A 21,980-nucleotide genomic window follows, 5' to 3' on the forward strand; every position below is an offset into this window, starting at 1 on the left:
TCATCCGCGATCACCCCGGCATCGCCCGGACCCACCCGTCCGGTTCGCTCGACGATTGTGCCGCGACACACCTCCGTTAAGCCGTAATACTTACCGGTGCTTGCCCCGATGCAGTGGCAAGGTTCCGTCATCAACGGCTTGCCGGGAAGTGATCCGCGCACATCCCTTTTGAGCACAAGAACCCAATTAACTATTACCGAACGGTAACCGTCAAACGGTTGAGTCCGCATCGAGCAGGAGTGAAATCGTGTCACCCGTGACTGAAGCAGTGAATGCCACCCAGGCCACCCCCACCAACAACAGTGGGAATCTGGCCGACATCACCACGGAAGAAATTTTCGCCGGTCATTTGGGCGGCAAGCTCTCGGTCGAACTCACCGCGCCGCTGGAAACCCAGCGCGACCTTTCCATCGCCTACACCCCGGGCGTCGCGCAGGTGTGCCTCGGCATCGCCGAGGACGAATCCCTCGCCAAGACCTACACCTGGGCCGAGCGCCTGGTCGTGGTGGTCTCCGACGGCACCGCCGTGCTGGGCCTGGGCGATATCGGCCCGCGCGCCTCGCTGCCGGTGATGGAGGGCAAGGCGGCCCTGTTCAAGAAGTTCGCCGGCCTCGACTCCATCCCGCTGGTCCTGGACACCAAGGATCCGGACGCGATCGTCGAGACCCTGATCCGCCTGCGCCCCAGCTTCGGCGCGGTCAACCTGGAGGACATCTCCGCGCCGCGCTGCTTCGAGATCGAGAAGCGCGTCATCGAGGCCCTGGACTGCCCGGTCATGCACGACGACCAGCACGGCACCGCCATCGTGGTGCTGGCGGCGCTGAAAGGCGCTGCCGCGGTGCAGAACCGCGACATGTCGTCCCTCAAGGTCGTGGTGTCGGGTGCGGGCGCGGCCGGTGTGGCGTGCACCGAGATCCTGCTGGCCGCGGGCGTTCCGGACATCATCGTGCTCGACTCCAAGGGCATCGTGTCGCGTGACCGCGGCGACCTCAACGATGTGAAGGCCGAGCTGGCGCAGCGCACCAACCCGCGCGGCATCACCGGCGGTCCGGCCGAGGCGCTCGTCGGCGCGGACGTGTTCCTGGGCCTGTCGGCGGGCACCATCCCCGAGGAGCTCATCGCCTCGATGGCGCCCGAGTCGATCGTGTTCGCCATGTCCAACCCGACCCCGGAGATCCACCCCGAGGTGGCGGCCAAGTACGCGGCCATCGTGGCGACCGGGCGTTCGGACTTCCCGAACCAGATCAACAATGTGCTCGCCTTCCCCGGCGTGTTCAAGGGTGCGCTCGATGTGGGCGCGCGCCGCATCACCGAGGGCATGAAGGTGGCCGCGGCCGAAGCGATCTTCAACGTGGTCGCCGACGAGCTCGCCACCGACAAGATCATCCCCAGCCCGCTGGACCCGCGCGTGGCTCCGGCCGTCGCCGAGGCCGTGGGTGCGGCCGCCCGCGCCGAGGGCGTGGCGTGAGCTGATTGTCGCTGCGCGACAAGCGAATAGCAGGGTCCCCCGTCCTGACGGACGGGGGACCTTTCGCGTTGAAGGGTAGTGAGGGTCCCCGTACTCACGGACGGGGACCTTTCGCGTTGAGGGGTAGTGAGGGTCCCCGTACTCACGGACGGGGACCTTTCGCGTTGGGGAAGAGGAGGGTCCCCGTCCTGGCGACGGGACCTTTCACGTTGGGGTGGGACGTTGGCTCCCGGCGAGTGCAGCACCGGGTGGGAGACCCTATGCCACGGCCCGGGCCGGTTCGGGGTCGGCGGGCGATGATGGGGTTGCCTGTCGGGCGGGGTGCTCCGACCAGCCGGGCGGGCCGAAGAGATAGCCGAGGCGGCCGCGCCAGGTGCGGGCCGTGCGGACATCGCGGACCAGGGACATCAGTTCGGCGTAGTTGACCTTCAGCGGGTTGTCGGTGTCGAGGTCTTTGGTCAGGCCGTAGCGGATGGGTTCGGTTTCCGCGGCGAAGGTGCCGAACATGCGATCCCAAATGATGAATACGCCACCGTAATTCGTGTCCAGATACGGCTGATTGGAGCCGTGGTGGACGCGATGGTGGGCCGGGGTGTTGAAGAGAAATTCGATCGGCTTCCCCAGGGTGCGAATCCGCTGGGTGTGGATCGGGAACTGGTACAGCAGGCCGATGGTTTGCAGCAGGAAGATCATCCAGGCGGGGAAGCCGAGCAGCGCCGCGGGCACCCAGAACAATCCGCGCAGCTGCGACACCACCGGGTGCGCCCACGACAGCCTGATGGCCGTCGAGAAATTGAAGAACCGGCTGGAGTGATGCACGCTGTGCGCGGTCCACAGCAACCGGACCCGATGGTCCGCGCGATGCGACCAGTAGTAGCAGAAATCGGTGACGACCAGCCCCAGCACCCACACCCACCAGTGCGCTGGTGAGAGCCGGAGCGGGGTCAGGGCTGCCGCCAGCACCACCGCGGAGAACGGAAGTGCTTGCGCGAGAAGTGGTTTCGCGATCCGGCCGAGAAAGAACGTCGCGACGTTCGAGGCGGTGTCCCGCCCGGCGATACCGTTCGCCGGGCGGTCCGGATCCCGGCGGTCGGCCAGCCATTCCACCAGCATCAGGACGGCGAAGGTGGGCAGGGCGAGGAGGAAGAGGGGATCGTCGCGCATGGTGCTCCTGGTGATGATGACGAAGGCTCGCGGATACCTTCCGACGGTAATGAGCCGCACCTCTGCTCGGCGTCGCGCCGATGAGGGATTTCATGTCCCCCACACGGGGGATGGAGCCCGGGCGAGGTAGCGTCGCGCAGCGGCGCCGCCCGGGTGCCGGGACCGGTGCGAGCGAGGAAGGCGGTGCCCCCGATGGTCGTTGACGGAAGTGCGGGTTCCGCGCTCTCGCGTTCGGTGGCCCGGCAATCGGTGCTGGTGGCGATGGTCGCCGCGCTCGTCGACGTGCTGCAACTGGTGCTGTGCGGGGCTTTCGGGGCAGCACCCGCACTGGCTACCGCGCTGGCGGTGGCGATCGCGGCCGCCGATCTGGCACTGGCCGGCCCGCCGGCCACGGTGGCGGTGGTGGCCGTGGCGCAGGTGGCGGTGAAACTCGGGACCGGGCTGTTCGTGCACCATTACGCGCTGTCGGCCCGCATTCCCGACGTGGGTTTCCTGGTGGCCGGATATCGGGCGGGCGCGTGGCTGGGCGGGGCGGGGGCGATCGCGGTGGCCGCGCTGCTGGCCTCCGGCGCCGCGTCCGCGAATCTGCTTGCGGGCGGGGTGGTTTCGAAGGATTGGCGATTCCTGATGCCGGTCGCGCTGGCCTCGGGGCTGGTGCCGTGGCTGGTCGGGCGGTACACGGCGGCGCACCGGGCGCACTTCGCCGAGCTGGAGCAGCGCGAACGCCTGCGGGAGCAGGAGCGGCGGGCCGAGCTGGAGCGGGCGCTCGCCGATGAACGCGAAGCCATCGCCCGGGACCTGCACGATGTCATCTCGCATCACGTGAGTGCCATCGGAATTCATGCCGGGGTGGCGCGAATCGCGCTGTTCCGCAGCGAGTCCGAGACCGTGACCCGCTCGCTGGCGGCCGTGGAGGGCAGTAGTCGCGCGGCGCTGGTGGATCTGCGGCGGCAATTGGATCTGCTGCACGGCCGCGAGGACGACGGGCAGCGGCAGCCGGGATTGGCGGCCATCGACGAGCTGGTCGATCGCGTCCGGGAAGCGGGATTGGCACTGCGCGTGGAGATTTCGGGCGAGCCGCCGGTCCTGCCGGACTCACTGGGCGTGATGCTGTACCGCGTGGTCCAGGAATTGCTCACCAATGCGTTGCGGCACGGACGGGATACGGCGGTGCTGGAAATCGCGTATCACCCCACCCGCGTGGATATCCGGGAATCCAACCCCGTCGGTACGGTGCCGGCGACCCCGGGGGTGTCGCGCGGCCTGGACGGTATGCGCCGTCGCGTCGAATTGTTCGGCGGCACCGTGGAATACGGGACGAGCGCGACCGGAACGCAGTGGAATCTGGCCGTTTCGGTGCCGATCGGAGCGCTGTGAGAACCCGGGTGCTGATCGCCGACGACCACACCGTCTTCCGGGCCGGGCTGCGGGCGGTGATCGACGCCGAACCGGACCTGGAATGCGTGGCCGAGGTCGGGGACGGCCGCGCCGCCATCGCCGCCGCCGACCGGTTCCGGCCCGAGATCGCGATTCTGGATGTGCGCATGCCCATTCTCGACGGACTGGCCGCCACCGAGGCCATCGTGGCGGCGGGCGGCACCCGCGTGCTGCTGCTCACCACCTACGACAGCGCCTCGAGCCTGCGCCGTGCTTTGGACGCGGGCGCGAGCGGCTTCCTGCTGAAAAGCCTGCCGCCGGAGGAGATGGTGGCGGCGGTGCGGGTGGCATTGCGCGGCGACGCCGTCATCGACCCCTCGATGACGCGGCGCTTGGCGGCCCGGCTGGCGTCGGGCATCGCGCCGCCGACGGAGCCGCCCGAGGTGACCCAATTGACCGCCCGGGAGCGGGAAGTGCTGGCGCTGGTCGCGCAGGCGCGCAGCAATGCCGAGATCGCCGCCGCGCTCGGCGTGGGCGAAGAGACAGTCAAAACCCACGTCTCCCGCATGCTGTCGAAACTCGGTGTGCGCGACCGGATTCAAGCGGTCGTATACGCACACCGCCACGGCCTCACCGGACCGGTGTAGCCCACCGCGCCAGGGCCCCGGGACAGAACTCCGCGTGCCGGTAAGGGCGGGGTGGCCCTTCAAGGAGCAGGTGGCCCTTGCGCGAAGCCCGGGGCTTTGGTGAAGCCCGGGGGCCTCGGTGGAGCCCGGGGGCCTTGGTGGAGCCCGGGGCTTGGTTGAAGCCCGGGGCTTGGTTGAAGCCCGGGGCCTTGGTGAAGTCCAGGGTCCCTTGGTGTAGCCCGGGGTCGTTGCGTGAAGCCGGGTGGCCCGTCCGTCAGGACGGGCCACCCTCTTCTCTACTGAGCCGAAGGCTCAGTGCGGCGTCGCCACCGCCGAGACGAATTCGGCGAGCTGGGTGTCGCTGATGTTCTTGGCCAGATCGGATTCGCAGATCATGCCCATCAGCTGATTGCCTTTGCGCATATCCAGCACCGGCATGCGCTTGATCTGGTTCTTCTCCATGACGTCGAGCACTTCGGCGACGTCGGTGTCCATATCGACCGACCAGACCCGCCCCTGTGCGAGGTCACCGGCTCGGACTCGGCTGGGATCGTGGCCTTCGGCTATGCAGCGGATGACGATGTCGCGATCGGTGAGCATGCCGATGAGCTGATCACCATTGCAGATCGGGAGTGCGCCGACATCCATATTGCGCATCATCTGGGCCGCCCGGTCCAGGGTTTCTTCCGCCGGGATACATTCCGCACTCCGGTGCATGATGTCGCGAGCCTTCACTTGCAACCTCCTGATTCGGATGGGTTTGCCACGCAACATCGTGACCCGGATCACAGGCGAGGTCAATGACGGCGTTTCGAATGCGGCGCCCACCCGGGCTTCTTACTTGTGGCAGGACTTGCGATAGTCGATGACCGCCTGCCGGGCGGTGCGCAGATCCTGGGCTTCCTGTGGATGGGCGGCGCGCCACGCCTTCAGCTCCGCCCGCCGCTGATCCTTGGGCATCGCCTTCGCCTTCGAGATCTCGGCGGCGACATCGGGGTGGGCGGCGAGGTAGGCGGCTACCTTGGGGGCGGCGTCGGCGCGCGCGGCGGCCGCGGCGGCCGGTCCGCAGTCGGGGCCGTCGGCGGTGGCGACGCCGGGGACCGCGAGCGCGACGACGGCGACGCCCGCCGCTCCGGCCAGGACGACTGCCATGGTGCGTTTCATGCTGACTCCACTGGTGTGTGTCGGGATGTGTCACCATCGAATCTGCCCCGGTGAGCTGAAGCTGCCCTGAAGCCGGCCGCCATCTTCAGCGGATCTTCAGCCTTCGCCCGTGACCGGCAGCCGCAGCGTGAAGACCGCGCCCTTGCCGCCGTCACTCCGTGCGGCACAGGTCAATTCGCCGCCGTGGGCGCGGGCCAGGCCGCGGGCGATGGGCAGTCCCAGGCCGGATCCGCCGGGCCGGTTCTCCCGGGCCGGATCGAGGCGGACCAGCCGGTCGAAGATGCGTTCGCGGTCCTCGGCGGGCACGCCGGGACCGTTGTCGGTGACGGTCACCACGGCATCCTCGTCATCGGAGCGCAGACGCACGGTGATCGCCCCGCTGCCGCGGATCGCCTGGGCCGCATTGCCGAGCAGATTGGCCAGGATCTGGGCAACGCGAGCGGGGTCGGCCGCGATCGGCTCGGATCGCCCGGTCAGCTGGAAATCGATGTCCGGGTGCAGGATTCGCTGCTGCTCGAGCTCGGCTCCGACGAGCTCGGCCAGGTCCACCCGCTCCCGGCGTAATCGGAGACCGGCATCGATGCGGGCCAGGTCCAGCAGATCGTCCACCAGGCGTCCGGCGCGCTGGGCTTCGCGGGCCAGCAGCAGGTGGATGCGCTGGCGGTCTTCGGGATTCGCGTCCGCCGGTTGCTGGACGGCGGCCTCCGCGAGCGCGCGGATACCGGCGATCGGGGTGCGGAGTTCGTGGGCGGCGTCGCCGACGAAGGTGCGGATGCGTTGTTCCGAGTCGCGGGCACGGGCCTCGGCGCCTTCCAGGGCATCCAGCATTTCGTCGAAAGCGGCTGCGGTGCGGCCGAGTTCGGTGTCGGTGCGCGCGGGTTGCAGGCGGGTGCCGCGGCGGCCGCGAGCGATATCGCGGGCCAGCAGGGTCATTGTGTCGAGTGGTCGCAGGGCGCGGCGCAGGCCCAGCCAGAGGGCGGCGGCGATCACCGCGAGGGCGGTCGTGGTGGCGAGGATCAGGACGAATCCGAGCCGGGAGCGCAGGCGCGACAGCAGGGGAGTGTCGACCTCCAGGGTCAGTTTGGCGTCGTTCACCTGCCCCGATCCGCTGAGCCGGGCGGTGCGGGTCTTGGCGGTGCCGTCCTCGAGGTGGGCGCGGGTGAGGCTGCCGTAGGCGCGGCCGTCGGCCAGCACCAGCCGGGCGCGCACCGAATGGTTGTCGACCCGGTCCACCAGCTCGGTAGGCGAAATACCTTGGGCGGCCAGCTGTCTGGCGAGCTGGACGCGATCGTTCAGGACCGCGTTCTGGCTGCGGTTCACCACCACGCCGAACAGCGCGTGCACGATCAGCGCGACCAGCACCAGCACCGTCCCGGAAACCACTGCCGCGGTGAGGGTTACGCGCCGGCGCAGCGACACCGTCTTCACGGCGCACGCAATGTGTAGCCGAGGCCGCGCACGGTGTGCAGCAGCCGGTCGCCGTGCTCCTCGAGTTTCCGGCGCAGCGCGCTGACGTGGACTTCGACGAGGTTGGGGTCGTAGTCCTCGTATCCCCAGACGCCGGTGAGGATCTGGGTCTTGGTGACCACGCGATCGCGATGCGCGGCCAGGTAGGCGAGGAGTTTGAATTCGGTGGCGGTGAGGGCGAGCGGGGTGTCGGCGCGGCGGGCGCCGGCGGCCTGGACGTCCACCTCCAGATCGCCGATGATCACCCGCGTGTGCGCCCGGCCCATGCGGCGCAGCAGCGCGTCCACCCGGGCCAGCAACTCGGCCAGGTCGAACGGTTTGACGACGTAATCGTCGGAGCCGGAACGCAATCCGCGCACGCGATCCTCGACGCCGTCGCGCGCGGTCAGCATGAGCACGCCCGCCGCCGAACGGGCGCGCACCACTTCGAGCAGGGTGAAGCCGTCACGCCCGGGCAGCATCACATCCAAGATCACCAGGTCGGGCCGGAAGCGCGCCAGCTCCTGTTCCAGCGCCGCACCGTCCGGGCGTTCGAGCACCTCGTGCCCGGCCCCGGTCAGGCCCGCGCCGACGGCCGTCCGAATGGCCTCGGCGTCTTCGATCACGAGGATGCGTGCCGGTTGCATGCGGTCATTCTGCTGTGGACGGCTGTGAACTTTCTGCGAGTCGCGGTCGATCGGCGGTGATCACCGGCCGGGCGGCCAGCTCGCCCGGTCGCCGCCAGCGCCGCACGCCGGGCGCGCTGGCCCAGACCAGGAAGGCGAGCAGGCCGTCCAGCAGCAGCGCGAGCGCCGCCACCAGGATCGCGCCGACCAGCACCCGGTCGTATTTGTAGAGCCCGATGCCGTCGAAGATGTAGCGGCCCAGGCCGCCCAGGTTCACGTACGCGGCGATGGTGGCGGTGGCGACCACCTGCAATGTCGCGGCGCGCAAACCGCTGAGCAGGATCGGCAGCGCATTGGGCAGTTCCACGCGCAGCAGGATCTGCGATTCGGTCATCCCCATGGCGCGGGAGGCATCCACCACATTGGGGTCCACATTCGCCACGCCGGCGTACGCGCCCGCCAGCAGCGGCGGAATGCCGACGGTCAGCAGGGCCAGCAGCGGCGGGATCAGCCCGAGGCCCATGAGCAGTACGAAGAAGGTGAGCAGGCCGAGGGTGGGCAGGGCGCGCATGGCATTGGCGAATCCGACCACCAGCGCGGAGCCCCTGCGGGTATGGCCGATGATCATGCCCAGCGGGACCGCGATCAGCACCGACAGCGCTACGGTGAGGAAGCTGTACCAGACGTGCTGGGCGATGCGCATGCCGATGCCGGTCTCCCCGGACCAGTTCGCGCCGGTGGTGAGGTAGCTCCAGGCGTCCATGAAAAGGTTCATCGCGCGGGGCCTTTCGTCAGCCACGGGGTGGCCAATCGCCCGAACAGGTACAGCAGCCGGTCCATGATGAGCGCCAGCACCAGCACCACGATGATCCCGGCGACGATCTCGTCGGGATAGTCGCGCTGATACCCCTGCGTGAACAGTTTGCCGAGGCCGCCGACGCCGATCAGCGCGCCGACGGTCACCGCGGAGATATTGGTGACCGCCACCACGCGCAGGTTGGCGATGAAAACCGGTAGGGCGAGCGGGAATTCGACGGTGAGCGCGCGCCGCAGCCGGGTGTAGCCGATGGCGTCGGCGGCATCGAGTACGGCGGCGGGCACCGAATCCAGGGCGGCCGGGACCGCCACCACCAGCAGCGCCACCGAGTAGATGGTCAGGGCGATCACCACATTCAGCGGATCGATGGTGGAGATGCCGATCAGCGGCGGAATGATGACGAACAGCGCCAGCGACGGAATCGTATAGGCGATACCGGAAGCCGTGACCGTGACGCGGCGCAGCCACGGCACCCGGTGAGTGAGCGCACCCACCGGGATCGCGATGGCCAGCCCGATGAGCAGCGGCAGCAGTGCGAGCACCAGGTGGGTGCGGGTGAAACCCGCTATCTCACCGAAGTTGTCGAGGAGGTACCTCACTCGCGGGCTTCTTCCTCGAAGAAGTGCAGGTTGCGTTGATTGTCCTCGCCGGCGCGCTGGCGGGCCAGCACCTCCAGCACGTCACCGGCCAGGACACCGCCGCGCACCGCACCGGAATCGTCCACGGCCACACCGATTCCGGAGGGGGAGGAGACGGCGGCGTCGAGGGCCAGGCGCAGGTCGCCGTCGGGCGGGAAGAGAGATCCGCCGGCGGCCATGCTGTCGTGCAAGGGTTTTCCGGCGCGATAGCCTTCCACGCCGGTCACATCGATCCAGCCGAACGGGTGCCGGGATTCGTCGACGAGCAGCACCCATTGCCCGAGTTCCAAACGCAGCGCTTCGATTTCGCCGACCGTGGCGGTGACGATGTCGTGCAGGGGTACTTGATCGGCCGCGCGGAAGGACAGTGCCCGGTAGCCGCGATCGCGGCCGACGAAACCGGCCACGAAATCGTTGGCGGGTTGAGCCAGCACGTATTGCGGGGCATCGTATTGCTGAAGCCGTCCGCCGGGGCCGAAGACCGCGATGCGTTCGCCGAGCGCCACCGCCTCGTCGATATCGTGGGTGACGAAGACGATCGTCTTCTGCAATTCGGCTTGCAGCCTGAGCATTTCGGTTTGCAGTTCGGCCCGGACCACGGGATCGACCGCGCTGAACGGCTCGTCCATCAACAGGATGGGCGGGTCCGCCGCCAGTGCGCGGGCCACGCCGACCCGCTGCTGCTGCCCGCCGGACAATTGCGCCGGATACCGTTCCGCGAGACCGCGATCCAATCCGACGCGATCCAGCACCTCCAGCGCCGCCTTGCGGGCTTCCTTACGCCGCACGCCCTTCAGCATCGGCACCGTCGCCACATTGTCGACGACGGTGCGATGCGGCAGCAGGCCCGCGCTCTGGATCACGTATCCGATACCGAGGCGCAGCTGCACCGGATCGACCTTCGAAATATCCTGTCCGGCAACGGTTATGGTCCCCTCGGTGGGGGTGATCATCCGGTTGATCATGCGCATGGAGGTGGTCTTACCGCAGCCGGACGGGCCGACGAACACGGTGAAGGAGCCGGACTCGATGCGCAGATCCAGATGATCGACCGCGGTGGTGCCGTCCGGATAGGTCTTCTTGACGCCGCTGAACTCGATATCGGACACCGGGTTTCTCCTATCCGATCGGCTTGTCGAGCCCCTGGGCGGCCACCCAGTTCTTGGCGGCGGCGGCCGGTTCGGTCTTGGTGCTGCCCGATACCGCGGTGTTCAGTGAGATCAGCTGCGCGGTGGTGAGTTTCGCCGAGACCGCATTGAGCACGGCGAGCAGTTTGTCGCTCTTCTTGGCGGAGTTGAACAGCGGCACCACGTTCTGCGCCGGGAAGTTGTGCTTCGGATCCTCCAGCACCACCAGGTTATTGGCGGGAATGGCTTGGGAGGTGGTGAAGATATCGGCCGCGGTCACCTGGCCTTCGACCAGTGCGCGCACGGTGGCGGGGCCGCCGCCGTCGGCGATCGGCACGAAATTGCCGGCCGAGATATCCAGGTTGTAGTTCTTCTTCAAACCGGGCAGCCCGCCCGGGCGTTCCTGGAATTCGGCGGGGGCGGCGAACTTCACCTCGGCCGAATGCGCGGCCAGATCGGCGATGGTCTTCAGATTCCAGCGGTCCGCGGTGGCGCGGGTGACGACGACGGCGTCGGAATCCTCACCCGGCGCGGGCGTCCCGATGCCGAGCTGATCGCCCAGCTTGGCGGTGAGCGCCGCGTCGACATCCGCGGCGGAGGCGGCGGTGGCGTCCTTGTCCAGGTATTGCAGCAGGTTGCCGGTGTAATCGGGCACCAGTGCGATGGAGCACTGGCGCAGCGCGGGCACATACGCCTCACGACTGCCGATATTCAGTTTGGTGTCGACTTTGAAGCCGTTGGCACGCAACGCTTCCGCGTACACGTCGGCCACGGTCTCCGATTCCGGGAAGTTAGCCGAACCGACCGTGATCTGGTTGGGGTCGGTGTCGCAGCTGCCTTTCCCGCCGGAGAGCGGATCGGAATTGCCACACCCCGACATCGCCATGGCGGCGGCCAGGGCGACCGCGGCGGCGAGTACCTGTGCGACTTTGAGGGCTGGGCGTAGCCCGCTACCGCGGCCACGCTTGCTGAGCAGGGACTTCACTGCTGGTCCTTCCGACGTCCCGGGCAGTTCGGGTGGCGGTCGCCGGCCGGTGAATCGATCGACCGGGGCCGTCCAGGGTGTCCATCTTGCCTGGTGCGCTCGCGTACCGCTGCCTTCCCCGTGTCCGTTTCGCGGATTTCGTGCGTGCCCCACCCCCGATTCCCGGGCACCGGGAGGGCAAACTATTGCCCGTGCCTTCGCTGCGTACCGCCGTCCTGCTCCTGACCGTGGCCCTCACCGCCGCGGCCTGCGGCAGCTCCGACACCCGCCCGGTACTCACCATCGGCGCCGGTGATTCCCCCCAATCCACGGTCCTGGCCGAGATCTACGCCCAGGCCCTCTCCCGCACCGGCGCCCGCACCACCGTCGCCCCCGCCCTGGGCGACCGCAAAGCCCTACTCGCCGCCCTGGATTCGAACACCGTCGCGGTAACCCCCGAAGTAAACGGCGACCTCCTCACCGCCCTGGACTCCTCCGCCTCGGCCCGCAAACCCGACGCCGTCACCACCGCCCTCTACGCCGCCCTCCCCGAGGGCCTCGCCGTCTCCGACCCCGCCGACGGCACCGACCTCCGCCCCACCGTCGCCATAGCCGCCGCCCGCACCCCCGAATTCCCCTCCACTCTGAAAGATCTCGCTCCCCGCTGCCCCGACCTCACCGTCGGCATAGCCATCGGCCCGGCTCTCGACGCCATGCGAGCCCCCCTCGACCCCCACCGCGACGTCCTGGACCCCCTCCACACCGTCTACGCCTGCGACCTGCCCCAACCGGTCACCTACCCCACCGACGCCGACCTGCGAAAAGCCGTACTGAGCCACGAAATTCAACTAGCCGTCTTCTCCGGCCCCCCGGCCTTCCTCCCCGACGGCTCGTCCGGCCTGGTGTCCCTCGCCGACCCCGTGTACGCCCTCCGCGCCGCCGACATCCTGGCTCTGATCCGCAAAGGCGCACTGACCGCCGACCAACTCCGCAAACTCAACTACGTCTCAGGCGAACTCGGCACCACCGAACTCGCCGACATGATCCACCAGGTCCGCGACAACCACGCCATCCCCGCCTCGGTAGCCCGCACCTGGCTCGACGCCCACGCCTTGTGATCACCGCCCGTCCGGCCCGCCCAGCAGGGACCGGGTGAGCGCGGCCGTGGCATCGAGCAGACCGAACAGCACAGGATTCCCCGACGGCGTACAGGTGCGATCTTTCACGATGAGGTCCACATCCTCGACAACCACCACACCGGGCTGCAATCGCCGGGCCAAGGCGGACGCGGCTTCGATTCGCTCGGCGAGATAGGCGTCCACTCCGCGTTGCAGATCCGCGGCCAAGCTCCCCGCATCGAATGTCTCACTCCCCATTCCGCCAAGCATCCTCGCCGAGTTGTTGTAGTGCAGGGCTTTTCGGTCGAAGTGGGCGGGGGCGCGAGTAGGGTGTCGAATACGCCCCGGGGCGGCGGGGCGATGCGGGGGCGCACTCGTAGGCGGGGAGGGATCGTGTCCAACCTGGACGAACGAATTCGTGATGCGGTGGATTGGTTCCAGCGCAGCCAATTGCCGGACGGGCACGGCGGTGCGGGGTGAGGGTGGGTGTCGGATGTGCCGCCGAATCCGCAGAACACCGCCGAGGTGGTGTGTGCGCTGGCCCGTGCGGGTCGCGATATCCCACGGGTGAGTGAGGTGGCGGCACTGGTCCGGCAATCGGTGATTCAGCGGGATGAGCGCGGCGAGTGGGCATTTCGGACTCCGATTGATCTCTCCTGGCGGCTGCGGGCACTGCACTGCCTCGGCGCGGCGGAAGCGGATTCGGATGTCGGCGCGTGCCGGGACGCATTGCTGGCCGAGGCCGATGCCGCGACCGGAGGCTGGCGGCTCTCGGACCGGGTGGGACCGGTATCGATCACCTCGACCGCCAATGCGATCCAGGCCCTGGCTCCGCTCGCGGTGTCCGACGAGAACGTGGCGCAAACGGTCCTGCGCGGCACCGGGTTTCTGATCGAGTCGATGCTCGATCACGATCCGCGAGTGCAGCCGCTCTACGCGAGTGCACACGTGGCGACCGCGCTCGCACGTCCGGAGATCGCTGCGGTGGGCGGACGGCGGGTCGAGCGGGCGCGGGATCTGGCGGTGCATCGCCTGCTCGAAGGACTCGGGAACGGTGATCCGCAGATCGAGGAGGAGCCGTTCCGTCGTGGGGATTTCGCCGATACCTGGCGGCACCTGGCTTTGCATCTGACTGTCGGGGCGCTGCTGACCGCGGAACCCAAGTCGATTTTCGATCCGGTGGTGCGGCACGCGTTGACGGAGTTGCTGGACTTGCAGGAGACGGGGCCGTTACAGACGCATCGGGGCGGATTCCGAACCTCGCCCGAAGGATTCGTCACCTCGTTCGCCACCACCCAGGCGCTGGAGGCGATGCTCGGCGCGCGGCAGGTGGTGAACGAGAACGTCAATCCGGCGCGAATTTTCGACATGATCTGCCGGGACCAGGGCAGGCACCACGCCGATGCGTAGCGGGTGGTGTCCCTGCGGGGACGGTCGGTCGTGATGAACAGCCTGGCGGGCGCGGCCTCGTTCGGGCTGGGTGGGGCGGCGGGATTGACGATTGCCACGCTTGCCATCGGTTTCGGCGACGATCTGGGCAAGATCGGCAGTCGCGCGCTGGTGGTGTGGGGCATGCTCTTCGTCGCGCTGGGGACGTTGGCGGCGGTGACGACGAGATTTCCGACGGCCTCCAAGCGCGGGATCGCCGCCGCCGTGTTCGCGGGCTACACCGCGCTGGCGCTGCCGATCGTGTCGTTCCTACTGGCGTGACGAGCTACCGATCCATCGGGCTGCTGCTGGTCGGCACCAGCCTGTGGGGGATATCGAGTGCCTTGATCGCCGCGGTGGCGCGCACCGGATTCACCTCGGCGGCGCTGGTGGCGGCCGGGGGGTCGGTGGCCGTACTCGGGGCGGCGGTGTTGCGGGGCGACCATCCCGGGCGGATCTTCCGTGCCGACTGGCGGTTGTACGTGCGGCTGGGCGTGCTGGAGGTGGTCAATCTCGCGCTGTATATGGCAGCGCTGCACATCGGGCCGTTGCCGATGATGGTGGCGTTACACCTGACCGCGCCGGTACTGCTCATCGGCGTCCGGCTCGTCACCCGGCGACGATCGTTGAGTTTTGTTGTCGTGGTGGAGCTTTCGCTGGTTGCGCTGGCGATTCTGCTGGTGTCGGGTCGACATCCCGGCACGCTGTCGGGCGCCGGGGTGCTGCTGGGGTGTGTGCTGGCACTGTGCAGCGCCGCGTGTGTCGCAGTGCTGATAACGGTGGTGGCGCGCGCCTCGCCGGCGCGTGGATCGGTGGCGTCGGCGGGGTTGCAACTGGCGGTCGCCTCGATGCTCGGCCTGCCATTGCTGCTGATCGCGCCACCCGAGGGCGCCGCGGCCCTCGCGCTGATCGCCATCGGCGCATGCTTTTTGGGGCCTGGTTTCGTCTGTTACTGGTGGTCGCTCCGCACCGTCGATGCGCCGACCGCCGGCATTGTCGGATTGAACGAGGCGATCAGCGCGTCGATCGTCGGCGCGGTGGTGACCGGAACCCAGCTCACGCCCGCCGTACTCGGGGCGGGAACTTTGGTGCTGCTGGCTATCGGGCTGGAAGTTCGATCGACTCCGAATTCCGGTGGGCCGCCGAAACGAACAGCTCGCAGGACTTCGGATCCTTATCGCCACTGACGGTTTCGACCCCGCTGTTCACATCGACGGCGGACGGCCGTACCGCGCCGATGGCATCGGCGACATTTCCGGCATTCAGGCCGCCCGCCAGGATGACCGGCCGGCCGAGTTCGGCGAGCGCGCGCACAATGGCCGCACTGATGGACCAATCATGGGTCTTGCCGGTGCCGCCGAGGCGGCTGGCCGTACGCGAATCCAGCAGTACCGCATCGCAGTCGGCGGCGGTCGCGAGCGCGGATTCGAGCGCATCCGCTCCGGTGACATGTACCGCCCTGAGGATCTTCCGCCCACCGGCCAGTTCCCGGACGCGGCGGACGGTCTCCGGGGTGACCAGGCCGTGCACCTGGATGGTGTCGGCATCGATCCGAGCTGCGAGCTCGGTGATCGCTTCGGCGTCTTCCAGATGCGTGACCAGCACCCGGTTGACGAAGGGCGGGACCAGCGCCGAAAGCCGCTTCGCGACGTCGAGTTCCAATGCGTCTTCGCTGAAATGCGTTACCCCGCAGATGAATCCGACGGCGTCGGCACCTGCGGCCACGGCAATGCGCAGGTCGGACTCGGATCGGATCCCACAGATCTTGGCGCGCACCGTCACGAATCCATCCTAGTGCGCGCGGAGTCCGCGTTGCGGGGGATCAGGGGCGTAGGGCGGTGACCAGGAGGGGGTGCAGGGTCAGGGCGGTGAGGGAGTCTACGAGCATGTCGATGAGGGTTTCGCGGGTGATGGGTTCTTCGCGGAGCCAGGTGAGGGTGGTTTCTTCTACGAAGGCGATCCAGCCTCGGACTGCGAGGGTCAGTCGGGGGAGGTCTGAATCGTCCAGGGGGATGGGGGCTTCGGTGAGGATGCGGGAGACCTGGGCGTTGCGGTGGGCGTCGACCATTGCCGTGAGTTCGGGGCTGGCGCTGGCGGGGCCGCGGAGCAGGGCCAGGTAGGAGGTGCGGTTCTCGGTTACGTAGTCGACGTAGCGCTCTATGGAGTCGCGGAGGCGGGCGTAGAGGTCGAGGGCGGGGTCGGGGGCGGTGCGTTCCAGGAGTTCGGCGTTGGCGTGCTTGATGATGGCCAGGTGGAAGTCCTGTTTGGTGGGGAAGTAGTGGAAGAGCAGGCCGCGGGAGATGCCGGCCTGGTCGGCGATCTCGGTGATGGAGACGTCTTCCAGGGAGCGGCCGCGGAGCATCTCCACGCCGAGGTCGATGAGCTGGCGGCGGCGGTCCTCGGGGCTCAGGCGGGTGCGCTTGGTTCCGCTTTCGGCGCTGGTGGTGCTGCGTTCCTTGCTCACAGGGCCTATCCTACTGAACGCGAGTCAATACTGTTGACTCCTACTCAATAAGCACCTAGGGTTAGGTACATGAGTCGCAAGGTTACAGACAAAGCTGTCGGCAACCGGGACACCCGGCATGCGCATGTCATCATCGTCGGCAGCGGGTTCTCCGGGCTGGGGCTCGCCATCCGGCTGAGCCAGCAGGGGCGCAACGACTTCCTGGTGCTCGAGCGCGGCGGCGACGTCGGCGGCACCTGGCGGGACAACACCTATCCGGGCGCGGCCTGCGATGTGCCTTCGCAGCTCTACTCGTACTCCTTCGCGCTCAATCCGGAATGGTCGCGCTCGTTCTCCAAGCAGCCGGAGATCCAGCGCTACATCCAGGGCGTCGCCGACAAGTACGGCGTGCGCGACAAGCACATCTTCGATTGCGAGATGACCGGGGCGCAGTGGAACGACGCCGAGGCGCGCTGGGAGATCCAGACCTCGCAGGGGCCGTTCACCGCCGACATCGTGGTCTCGGCCATCGGCGCGCTGTGTGAGCCGAACCTGCCGGATATCAAGGGCATCAACGAATTCCAGGGCGAGATCTTCCACTCCGCCCGCTGGGACCACGACTCGAAGCTCGACGGCAAGCGCGTCGCCGTGATCGGCACCGGCGCCTCGGCCATTCAGATCGTCCCGGCCATCGCGGGCAAGGTCGCGCACCTGGACGTGTACCAGCGCACCGCCCCGTGGCTGCTGCCCCGCGCCGACCGCCCGTACCTGGGCGTGGAACGCTTTGCCTTCAAACATATTCCGGGCGTGCAGGCGCTCTCCCGCGCCGCCATCTACGCCGCGCGCGAGACCCAGGTGGTGGGCCTGGCCAAGTTCCCGCCCGCCATGCGCATCTTCGAAACCATCGCGCGGGCAAAGATCTTCGCCGAGGTGCGCGATCCCGAACTGCGCAAGAAGGTCACCCCCGACTTCCGGATCGGCTGCAAGCGCATGCTGATCTCCAACGAGTACTACCCGGCGCTGGGCCGCGACAATGTGGAGCTGGTGACCGACGGCATCCAGGAGATCAAGGCCGGATCGATCGTCACCAAGGACGGCACCGAGCGTGAGATCGACGCCATCATCGTGGCCACCGGCTTCCACGTCACCGATTCCCCTGCCTACGAGACGGTTTCGGGCAAGGACGGCCGCACCCTCGCCGAGGTGTTCGACGAAATCGGCCAGCAGGGCTACAAGGGTTCGGCCATCCACAACTACCCGAACCTGTTCTTCATGCTGGGCCCGAACGTCGGCCTGGGCCACACCTCGATGGTGTACATGATCGAATCGCAGATCAACTACATCGCCGACGCGGTGGCGCAGTTCGACAAGCTGAAGCTGCGCACCGTCGAGGTCCGCAAGGACGTCCAGGACGAGTACAACGCCGAACTCCAGCGCAAGCTCGGCAATGCCGTGTGGAGCACCGGCGGCTGCGCCTCCTGGTACCTCGACAAGCACGGCAACAACACCACGCTGTGGCCGGACTTCACCTTCCGATTCCGTAGCCTGCTGGAGAAGTTCGACGTGGCCGCCTACGAGACCACCTCCGCCGCGCCCGTCGCGCAAGCCGTCTAAGCCATCCTCGACAACCGAAAGTGGTAACCGTGAGCAACGATGCTTACTTCCAGGGCAAGGTCTGTGTCATCACCGGCGCGGGTTCCGGCATCGGCCGGGCGCTGGCGGAGAACCTGGCCCGGCGCGGCGCTAACCTGGCGCTCTCCGATATCGACACCGTGGGTCTCGCCGAAACCGTGCGGCGCTGCGAGAAGTACGGCGTCCAGATCAAGTCGGATCGCCTGAACGTCGCCGAGCGCGAGGCCGTGCTGGTCTACGCCGACGAGGTCAACAAGCACTTCGGCAAGGTCAACCAGATCTACAACAATGCCGGTATCGCCCACCACGGCGACGTGCTGAACACGTCCTTCAAGGACATCGACCGCATCATGGACGTCGACTTCTACGGAGTCGTCAACGGCACCAAGGCTTTCCTGCCGTACCTGATCGAATCCGGCGCGGGCCACGTGGTGAACGTATCCAGCCTCTTCGGCCTGATCGCCGTCCCCGGCCAGAGCGCCTACAACGCCGCCAAGTTCGCGGTGCGCGGCTTCACCGAGGCGCTGCGCCAGGAGATGCTGATGAGCGGCCAGCCGGTCAAGGTGACCTGCGTGCACCCCGGCGGCATCAAGACCGCGGTGGCGCGCAATGCCACCGTCGCCGACGGCCTGGATCAGAAGAACTTGGCCGCCCTGTTCGACAAGCAGCTGGCCCTGCACACGCCGGAAATGGCGGCGCAGGTCATCACCGAGGGCGTGCGCAGGGGGCACGGCCGGGTGCTGATCGGCTGGGAGGCAAAGGCTCTCGACCTCTTCGTACGTACCACGGCGTCTTACTACCAGCGCATCTCCGCGGTGGTTCAGAAGCGCTTCCTGCCGTAGGAATTCGGATATGCCAGAACTGAATCTGCCACTGCCCCTTGCCCGTACGCTGCTGAATCCGGTCTTCCGGGTGATGCTGCATCACAAGCTGCCGTTCCAGGTGCAGCGGGCGCTGATGAACGCCGGAGCGCCCGCCCAGCGCGCGCCCCGGGGCACCCATGTGGAGCGGATCCGCCTGGGTGGCCGTCCCGCCGAGCGGGTGTCGGTCGGCCCGGTGGCCGACACCGCGACCGTGCTGTACCTGCACGGGGGCGGCTACACCGTCGGTTCGCCGGCCACCCATCGGGCGCTGGCCGCCTACCTGGCCCGCGAAACCGGTTGTGCCGTACAGGTTCTGGATTACCGGCTGGCCCCGGAGCATCCGTATCCGGCGGCCCTCGACGATGCCGAGGCGGCCTTCCTGGAGCTGGTCGCCTCCGGTTTCGAGCCGGAACGCATTGCGGTGGCCGGTGATTCGGCGGGCGGCGGACTGTCGCTGGCGCTGGCCGAACGCCTGCGCGACCGGCACGGGTTCGTCCCCGCCGCCCTCGGTTTGATCGCGCCGTGGACCGATCCGAACGAAATCCCGGACCGTCACCGCGATCTGGTCATCAACAAGCCGTGGTCGCGGGCCTGCGCCGCCGCCTATCTGGGTGACGGCGACAGCTATGACACCGGCTACGCCCCGCTGCTGGCGGAGCTGGCCGGCCTGCCGCCGACCTACGTGCAGGCCGATGTGGACGAGCTGCTGCACGCCCAATGTGTGCGGCTGGCCGCGAAACTGGAGGCGGCCGGCGTGTCGGTGCAATTCACCGAGACCCGCGGCCTCTGGCACGTCTCCCAGTTGCAGGCGTCCCTGGTGGCCCCGGCGGCCGCGGTCACTCGCGAGCTGGGTGAGTTCCTGCGACAGGCGCTGCGGCCCGCACCGGCCAAGTCGGCCTGACCCGAGCGCGGCCCGGCGGCGGTTCGAGCGCGAACGCGGCCGGGCGGCGGGGGAATGGTGTGAGCTGCGCGAACACGGTCCATAGAATGGGCCGGCGGAGCTTGCTCCGACCGTCCGGCGTGATAGCGGGAATCCGTTGGGGTGATCCCGCCGGGCGTTACCAACAGACGTGGCGTAAATTACCCGCGAGTAAACCCACTGTGGAAGGGCAGCGATGCGAGAGTTCGAAGTCCCGGCTACCTACACCATCCCGGAAAACGCCAATATGTCCGATGGCGCCTTCCGGCATGCGGAGCAAACGCCCGACCTGGTCGTTTTCAACACTCCGAACGGTAAGGGCGGCTGGAACGACGTCACGGCGACCGAGTTCGCGAAGACCGTGACCGGTGTGGCCAAGGGCCTCGTCGCCTCGGGCATCGAGCTCGGCGATCGCGTCGCCATCATGGCAGCCACCTCCTACGACTGGGTCGTGCTGGACTTCGCCATCTGGGCCGCCGGCGGTTGCACCGTCGCCATCTACGACTCCTCCTCGGCCGAGCAGGCGCGCTGGATCCTCGAGGACTCCGCCACCAAGCTCACCGTGGTGCAGAACTCGAAGCATCGCGCCACCATCGCCGAGATCGAGGGCGGGCTGACGGATCTGGCCGAGGTGCTGCAAATCGACCAGGGCGCCATCGCCACCCTCACCGAACGCGGTGCGGCCCTTGACGATTCCGTGGTGCACGAGCGCCGCGCCCAGGTGAAGGCCGCCTCCCCGGCCACCCTGATCTACACCTCCGGCACCACCGGCCGGCCCAAGGGCGTCATGCTCTCGCATGCCAACCTGTACGCCGAATCGGCCGCCGACCGCTCGGCCATGAGCGAATTCCTGCGGCCCGGCCGCAAGTCGCTGCTGTTCCTGCCGCTGGCGCACGTCTTCGCCCGCGCCGTCGCGCTGGCCGCGTTCGACGCCGGCGTCACCGTCGCGCACACCGCCGACTGGTCCACGCTGGTCGAGCAGTTCGGGCAGTACAAGCCGGACTTCATCCTCTCGGTGCCGCGCGTATTCGAGAAGGTGTTCAACGGCGCGAAGCAGAAGGCGCACGACGGCGGCAAGGGCAAGATCTTCGACTTCGCCACCGAGGTCGCCATCGAATACAGCCAGGCATTGCAGTCCGGCGGCCCAGGGCTGGTGCTCAAGCTCAAGCACGCCGTGCTCGACAAGCTGGTCTTCAGCAAGCTGCGCGAGGCCATGGGCGGGCAGTGCGCGTCGGCCGTCTCCGGCGGTGGACCGCTGGGTGCGCGGCTGGGCCACTACTTCCGCGGCGCGGGCGTCACCATCTACGAGGGCTACGGTCTGACCGAGTCCACCGCGGCCGTCAGCGTGAACACCCCCAAGCACATCAAGGTCGGCTCGGTCGGCCGTCCGCTGCCGGGGCACGCCGCCAAGGTCGCCGAGGACGGCGAACTGCTGATCAAGGGTCCGGTGGTGTTCGCCGGTTACTGGAAGAACCCGGAGGCCACCGCCGACGCGTTCGACGCCGACGGCTGGTTCAAGACCGGTGACCTGGGCGCCATCGACGAGCAGGGATTCATCGCGATCACCGGTCGCAAGAAGGAAATCCTGGTCACCGCGGGCGGCAAGAACGTCTCCCCGGCCATGCTCGAGGATTCGCTGCGCCAGCACCCGCTGATCAGCCAGGTGATGGTGGTCGGCGACGGGCAGCCGTTCATCGGCGCGCTCGTCACCCTCGATCCGGAGGCGCTGCCGGGTTGGAAGGAACGCAACGGGATCTCCGCGGAGACCACCATCGAGCATCTGATCGAGAACCCGGCGCTGGTCGCCGAGATCAACGAGGCGGTCGCCAACACCAACAAGCTGGTGTCGCACGCCGAGGCGATCAAGAAGGTGCGCATCCTGCCGGTCGATTGGACCCAGGAGGGCGGGGAGCTCACCCCGAAGATGTCGCTCAAGCGCAATGTGGTGATGAAGCAGTACGCGGCTGATGTAGACGCGATCTACAACTCCTAGTTGTAGGGGAATGGTCTCGGGGGCAAGGCCCCGAACCCCCGAATTCGAGGCAGGCGCTGCCGGTTGCGTACCGGCAGCGCCTTTTTCGTGCGCAGGCGGAATTTTGCCCCGAGACCGATGACTTTCCGGCGGGGGTACCGTCGTAGCTGGTGAGTGGGTTACGACCC

At 68.0% G+C, this 21,980-nt stretch carries 23 protein-coding genes; 11 read left to right on the top strand and 12 right to left on the bottom strand.

Going from position 1 to position 21,980, the window contains the following annotated elements; genetic code table 11:
* The first annotated feature begins 247 nt into the window (after positions 1-247).
* Positions 248-1,468, top strand: a complete 1,221-nt coding sequence (locus NI1_RS10075) for an NAD(P)-dependent malic enzyme (protein ID WP_439957238.1) — start codon at positions 248-250, stop codon at positions 1,466-1,468.
* A gap of 258 nt (positions 1,469-1,726) precedes the next feature.
* Here NI1_RS10075 and NI1_RS10080 read toward each other — a convergent pair whose 3' ends face one another.
* A complete protein-coding gene (locus tag NI1_RS10080) occupies positions 1,727-2,632 on the bottom strand; it encodes a sterol desaturase family protein (RefSeq protein ID WP_067817224.1) in 906 nt (301 codons plus the stop codon).
* Positions 2,633-2,824: 192 nt separating this feature from the next.
* On the opposite strand from NI1_RS10080, the gene NI1_RS10085 reads away from it, so the two are divergent.
* Both NI1_RS10085 and NI1_RS10090 read left to right on the top strand, forming a co-directional pair.
* A complete protein-coding gene (locus tag NI1_RS10085; RefSeq protein ID WP_067817227.1) occupies positions 2,825-4,009 on the top strand; it encodes a sensor histidine kinase in 1,185 nt (394 codons plus the stop codon).
* A complete protein-coding gene (locus NI1_RS10090; RefSeq protein WP_067817230.1) occupies positions 4,006-4,656 on the top strand; it encodes a response regulator in 651 nt (216 codons plus the stop codon). Before NI1_RS10085 ends, NI1_RS10090 begins: the two co-directional genes overlap by 4 nt.
* Positions 4,657-4,947: 291 nt before the next feature.
* Here the strand turns inward: NI1_RS10090 and NI1_RS10095 are convergent, their stop codons facing one another.
* The 8 genes from NI1_RS10095 to NI1_RS10130 form a co-directional block, all read right to left on the bottom strand.
* Entirely contained in the window at positions 4,948-5,370 is a 423-nt protein-coding gene (locus NI1_RS10095; protein WP_245663150.1) for a CBS domain-containing protein, read from the bottom strand.
* Positions 5,371-5,472: 102 nt separating this feature from the next.
* Positions 5,473-5,799, bottom strand: coding sequence for a hemophore-related protein (locus tag NI1_RS10100; protein ID WP_084522872.1), 327 nt, complete (start codon positions 5,797-5,799; stop codon positions 5,473-5,475).
* Between the two features lie 96 nt (positions 5,800-5,895).
* Positions 5,896-7,227 (bottom strand): sensor histidine kinase, encoded by a 1,332-nt coding sequence (locus tag NI1_RS10105; protein ID WP_084522874.1) that lies wholly within the window; start codon positions 7,225-7,227, stop codon positions 5,896-5,898.
* Positions 7,224-7,892 (bottom strand): response regulator transcription factor, encoded by a 669-nt coding sequence (locus NI1_RS10110; protein ID WP_067817236.1) that lies wholly within the window; start codon positions 7,890-7,892, stop codon positions 7,224-7,226. Before NI1_RS10110 ends, NI1_RS10105 begins: the two co-directional genes overlap by 4 nt.
* Before the next feature lie 4 nt (positions 7,893-7,896).
* The gene (locus NI1_RS10115) at positions 7,897-8,646 is read right to left on the bottom strand and encodes an ABC transporter permease (RefSeq protein ID WP_067817239.1); all 750 of its coding nucleotides are present in this window, start codon (positions 8,644-8,646) and stop codon (positions 7,897-7,899) included.
* The gene (locus NI1_RS10120; RefSeq protein WP_067817242.1) at positions 8,643-9,287 is read right to left on the bottom strand and encodes an ABC transporter permease; all 645 of its coding nucleotides are present in this window, start codon (positions 9,285-9,287) and stop codon (positions 8,643-8,645) included. Before NI1_RS10120 ends, NI1_RS10115 begins: the two co-directional genes overlap by 4 nt.
* Positions 9,284-10,435: an ABC transporter ATP-binding protein gene (locus tag NI1_RS10125; RefSeq protein ID WP_067817245.1), complete on the bottom strand. Its 1,152-nt coding sequence runs from the start codon at positions 10,433-10,435 to the stop codon at positions 9,284-9,286. Before NI1_RS10125 ends, NI1_RS10120 begins: the two co-directional genes overlap by 4 nt.
* Positions 10,436-10,445: 10 nt before the next feature.
* Entirely contained in the window at positions 10,446-11,339 is an 894-nt protein-coding gene (locus tag NI1_RS10130; RefSeq protein WP_067818117.1) for an ABC transporter substrate-binding protein, read from the bottom strand.
* Between the two features lie 290 nt (positions 11,340-11,629).
* On the opposite strand from NI1_RS10130, the gene NI1_RS10135 reads away from it, so the two are divergent.
* Positions 11,630-12,535, top strand: a complete 906-nt coding sequence (locus NI1_RS10135) for a glycine betaine ABC transporter substrate-binding protein (RefSeq protein ID WP_157535027.1) — start codon at positions 11,630-11,632, stop codon at positions 12,533-12,535.
* Here the strand turns inward: NI1_RS10135 and NI1_RS10140 are convergent, their stop codons facing one another.
* On the bottom strand, positions 12,536-12,793 hold the full coding sequence (locus tag NI1_RS10140; RefSeq protein WP_157535028.1) for a hypothetical protein: 258 nt from the start codon (positions 12,791-12,793) through the stop codon (positions 12,536-12,538).
* Positions 12,794-13,021: 228 nt separating this feature from the next.
* On the opposite strand from NI1_RS10140, the gene NI1_RS10145 reads away from it, so the two are divergent.
* The 3 genes from NI1_RS10145 to NI1_RS10155 are packed head-to-tail and all read left to right on the top strand — an operon-like array spanning position 13,022 to position 15,150.
* Positions 13,022-13,945 (top strand): prenyltransferase/squalene oxidase repeat-containing protein, encoded by a 924-nt coding sequence (locus NI1_RS10145; protein ID WP_157535029.1) that lies wholly within the window; start codon positions 13,022-13,024, stop codon positions 13,943-13,945.
* A gap of 33 nt (positions 13,946-13,978) precedes the next feature.
* The gene (locus tag NI1_RS10150; protein WP_157535030.1) at positions 13,979-14,245 is read left to right on the top strand and encodes a hypothetical protein; all 267 of its coding nucleotides are present in this window, start codon (positions 13,979-13,981) and stop codon (positions 14,243-14,245) included.
* Positions 14,242-15,150 (top strand): DMT family transporter, encoded by a 909-nt coding sequence (locus NI1_RS10155; RefSeq protein WP_067817254.1) that lies wholly within the window; start codon positions 14,242-14,244, stop codon positions 15,148-15,150. Before NI1_RS10150 ends, NI1_RS10155 begins: the two co-directional genes overlap by 4 nt.
* Here the strand turns inward: NI1_RS10155 and NI1_RS10160 are convergent.
* Complete coding sequence (locus tag NI1_RS10160) at positions 15,062-15,745, bottom strand: phosphoribosylanthranilate isomerase (RefSeq protein WP_084522877.1); 684 nt, start codon at positions 15,743-15,745, stop codon at positions 15,062-15,064. The genes NI1_RS10155 and NI1_RS10160 overlap by 89 nt on opposite strands.
* A 40-nt stretch (positions 15,746-15,785) precedes the next feature.
* On the bottom strand, positions 15,786-16,427 hold the full coding sequence (locus tag NI1_RS10165; protein ID WP_067817260.1) for a TetR/AcrR family transcriptional regulator: 642 nt from the start codon (positions 16,425-16,427) through the stop codon (positions 15,786-15,788).
* Positions 16,428-16,496: 69 nt separating this feature from the next.
* Between NI1_RS10165 and NI1_RS10170 the strand changes: the two genes are divergently transcribed.
* The 4 genes from NI1_RS10170 (at position 16,497) to NI1_RS10185 (ending at position 21,813) form a co-directional block, all read left to right on the top strand.
* Positions 16,497-18,020, top strand: a complete 1,524-nt coding sequence (locus tag NI1_RS10170; RefSeq protein WP_067817263.1) for a flavin-containing monooxygenase — start codon at positions 16,497-16,499, stop codon at positions 18,018-18,020.
* 29 nt (positions 18,021-18,049) lie between these two features.
* Positions 18,050-18,880 carry an SDR family NAD(P)-dependent oxidoreductase gene (locus NI1_RS10175; RefSeq protein ID WP_067818124.1) on the top strand — a complete coding sequence of 277 codons (831 nt, stop codon included), beginning with the start codon at positions 18,050-18,052 and terminating at the stop codon, positions 18,878-18,880.
* Positions 18,881-18,890: 10 nt separating this feature from the next.
* Positions 18,891-19,802, top strand: a complete 912-nt coding sequence (locus NI1_RS10180; protein ID WP_067817266.1) for an alpha/beta hydrolase — start codon at positions 18,891-18,893, stop codon at positions 19,800-19,802.
* Positions 19,803-20,016: 214 nt separating this feature from the next.
* Positions 20,017-21,813: an AMP-dependent synthetase/ligase gene (locus NI1_RS10185; protein ID WP_067817269.1), complete on the top strand. Its 1,797-nt coding sequence runs from the start codon at positions 20,017-20,019 to the stop codon at positions 21,811-21,813.
* The last annotated feature ends 167 nt before the right edge of the window (positions 21,814-21,980 follow it).

Origin of the sequence: Nocardia inohanensis NBRC 100128 (genome assembly GCF_001612945.1) — a bacterium.
GTDB lineage: Bacteria > Actinomycetota > Actinomycetes > Mycobacteriales > Mycobacteriaceae > Nocardia > Nocardia inohanensis.

Coding starts and splice junctions, on each gene's coding strand:
- NI1_RS10170 (WP_067817263.1), top strand. CDS start 16,497: ATGAGTCGCAAGGTTACAGACAAAGCTGTCGGCAACCGGGACACCCGG.
- NI1_RS10140 (WP_157535028.1), bottom strand. CDS start 12,793: ATGGGGAGTGAGACATTCGATGCGGGGAGCTTGGCCGCGGATCTGCAA.
- NI1_RS10115 (WP_067817239.1), bottom strand. CDS start 8,646: ATGAACCTTTTCATGGACGCCTGGAGCTACCTCACCACCGGCGCGAAC.
- NI1_RS10150 (WP_157535030.1), top strand. CDS start 13,979: ATGAACAGCCTGGCGGGCGCGGCCTCGTTCGGGCTGGGTGGGGCGGCG.
- NI1_RS10085 (WP_067817227.1), top strand. CDS start 2,825: ATGGTCGTTGACGGAAGTGCGGGTTCCGCGCTCTCGCGTTCGGTGGCC.
- NI1_RS10180 (WP_067817266.1), top strand. CDS start 18,891: ATGCCAGAACTGAATCTGCCACTGCCCCTTGCCCGTACGCTGCTGAAT.
- NI1_RS10185 (WP_067817269.1), top strand. CDS start 20,017: ATGCGAGAGTTCGAAGTCCCGGCTACCTACACCATCCCGGAAAACGCC.
- NI1_RS10100 (WP_084522872.1), bottom strand. CDS start 5,799: ATGAAACGCACCATGGCAGTCGTCCTGGCCGGAGCGGCGGGCGTCGCC.
- NI1_RS10110 (WP_067817236.1), bottom strand. CDS start 7,892: ATGCAACCGGCACGCATCCTCGTGATCGAAGACGCCGAGGCCATTCGG.
- NI1_RS10130 (WP_067818117.1), bottom strand. CDS start 11,339: ATGGCGATGTCGGGGTGTGGCAATTCCGATCCGCTCTCCGGCGGGAAA.
- NI1_RS10080 (WP_067817224.1), bottom strand. CDS start 2,632: ATGCGCGACGATCCCCTCTTCCTCCTCGCCCTGCCCACCTTCGCCGTC.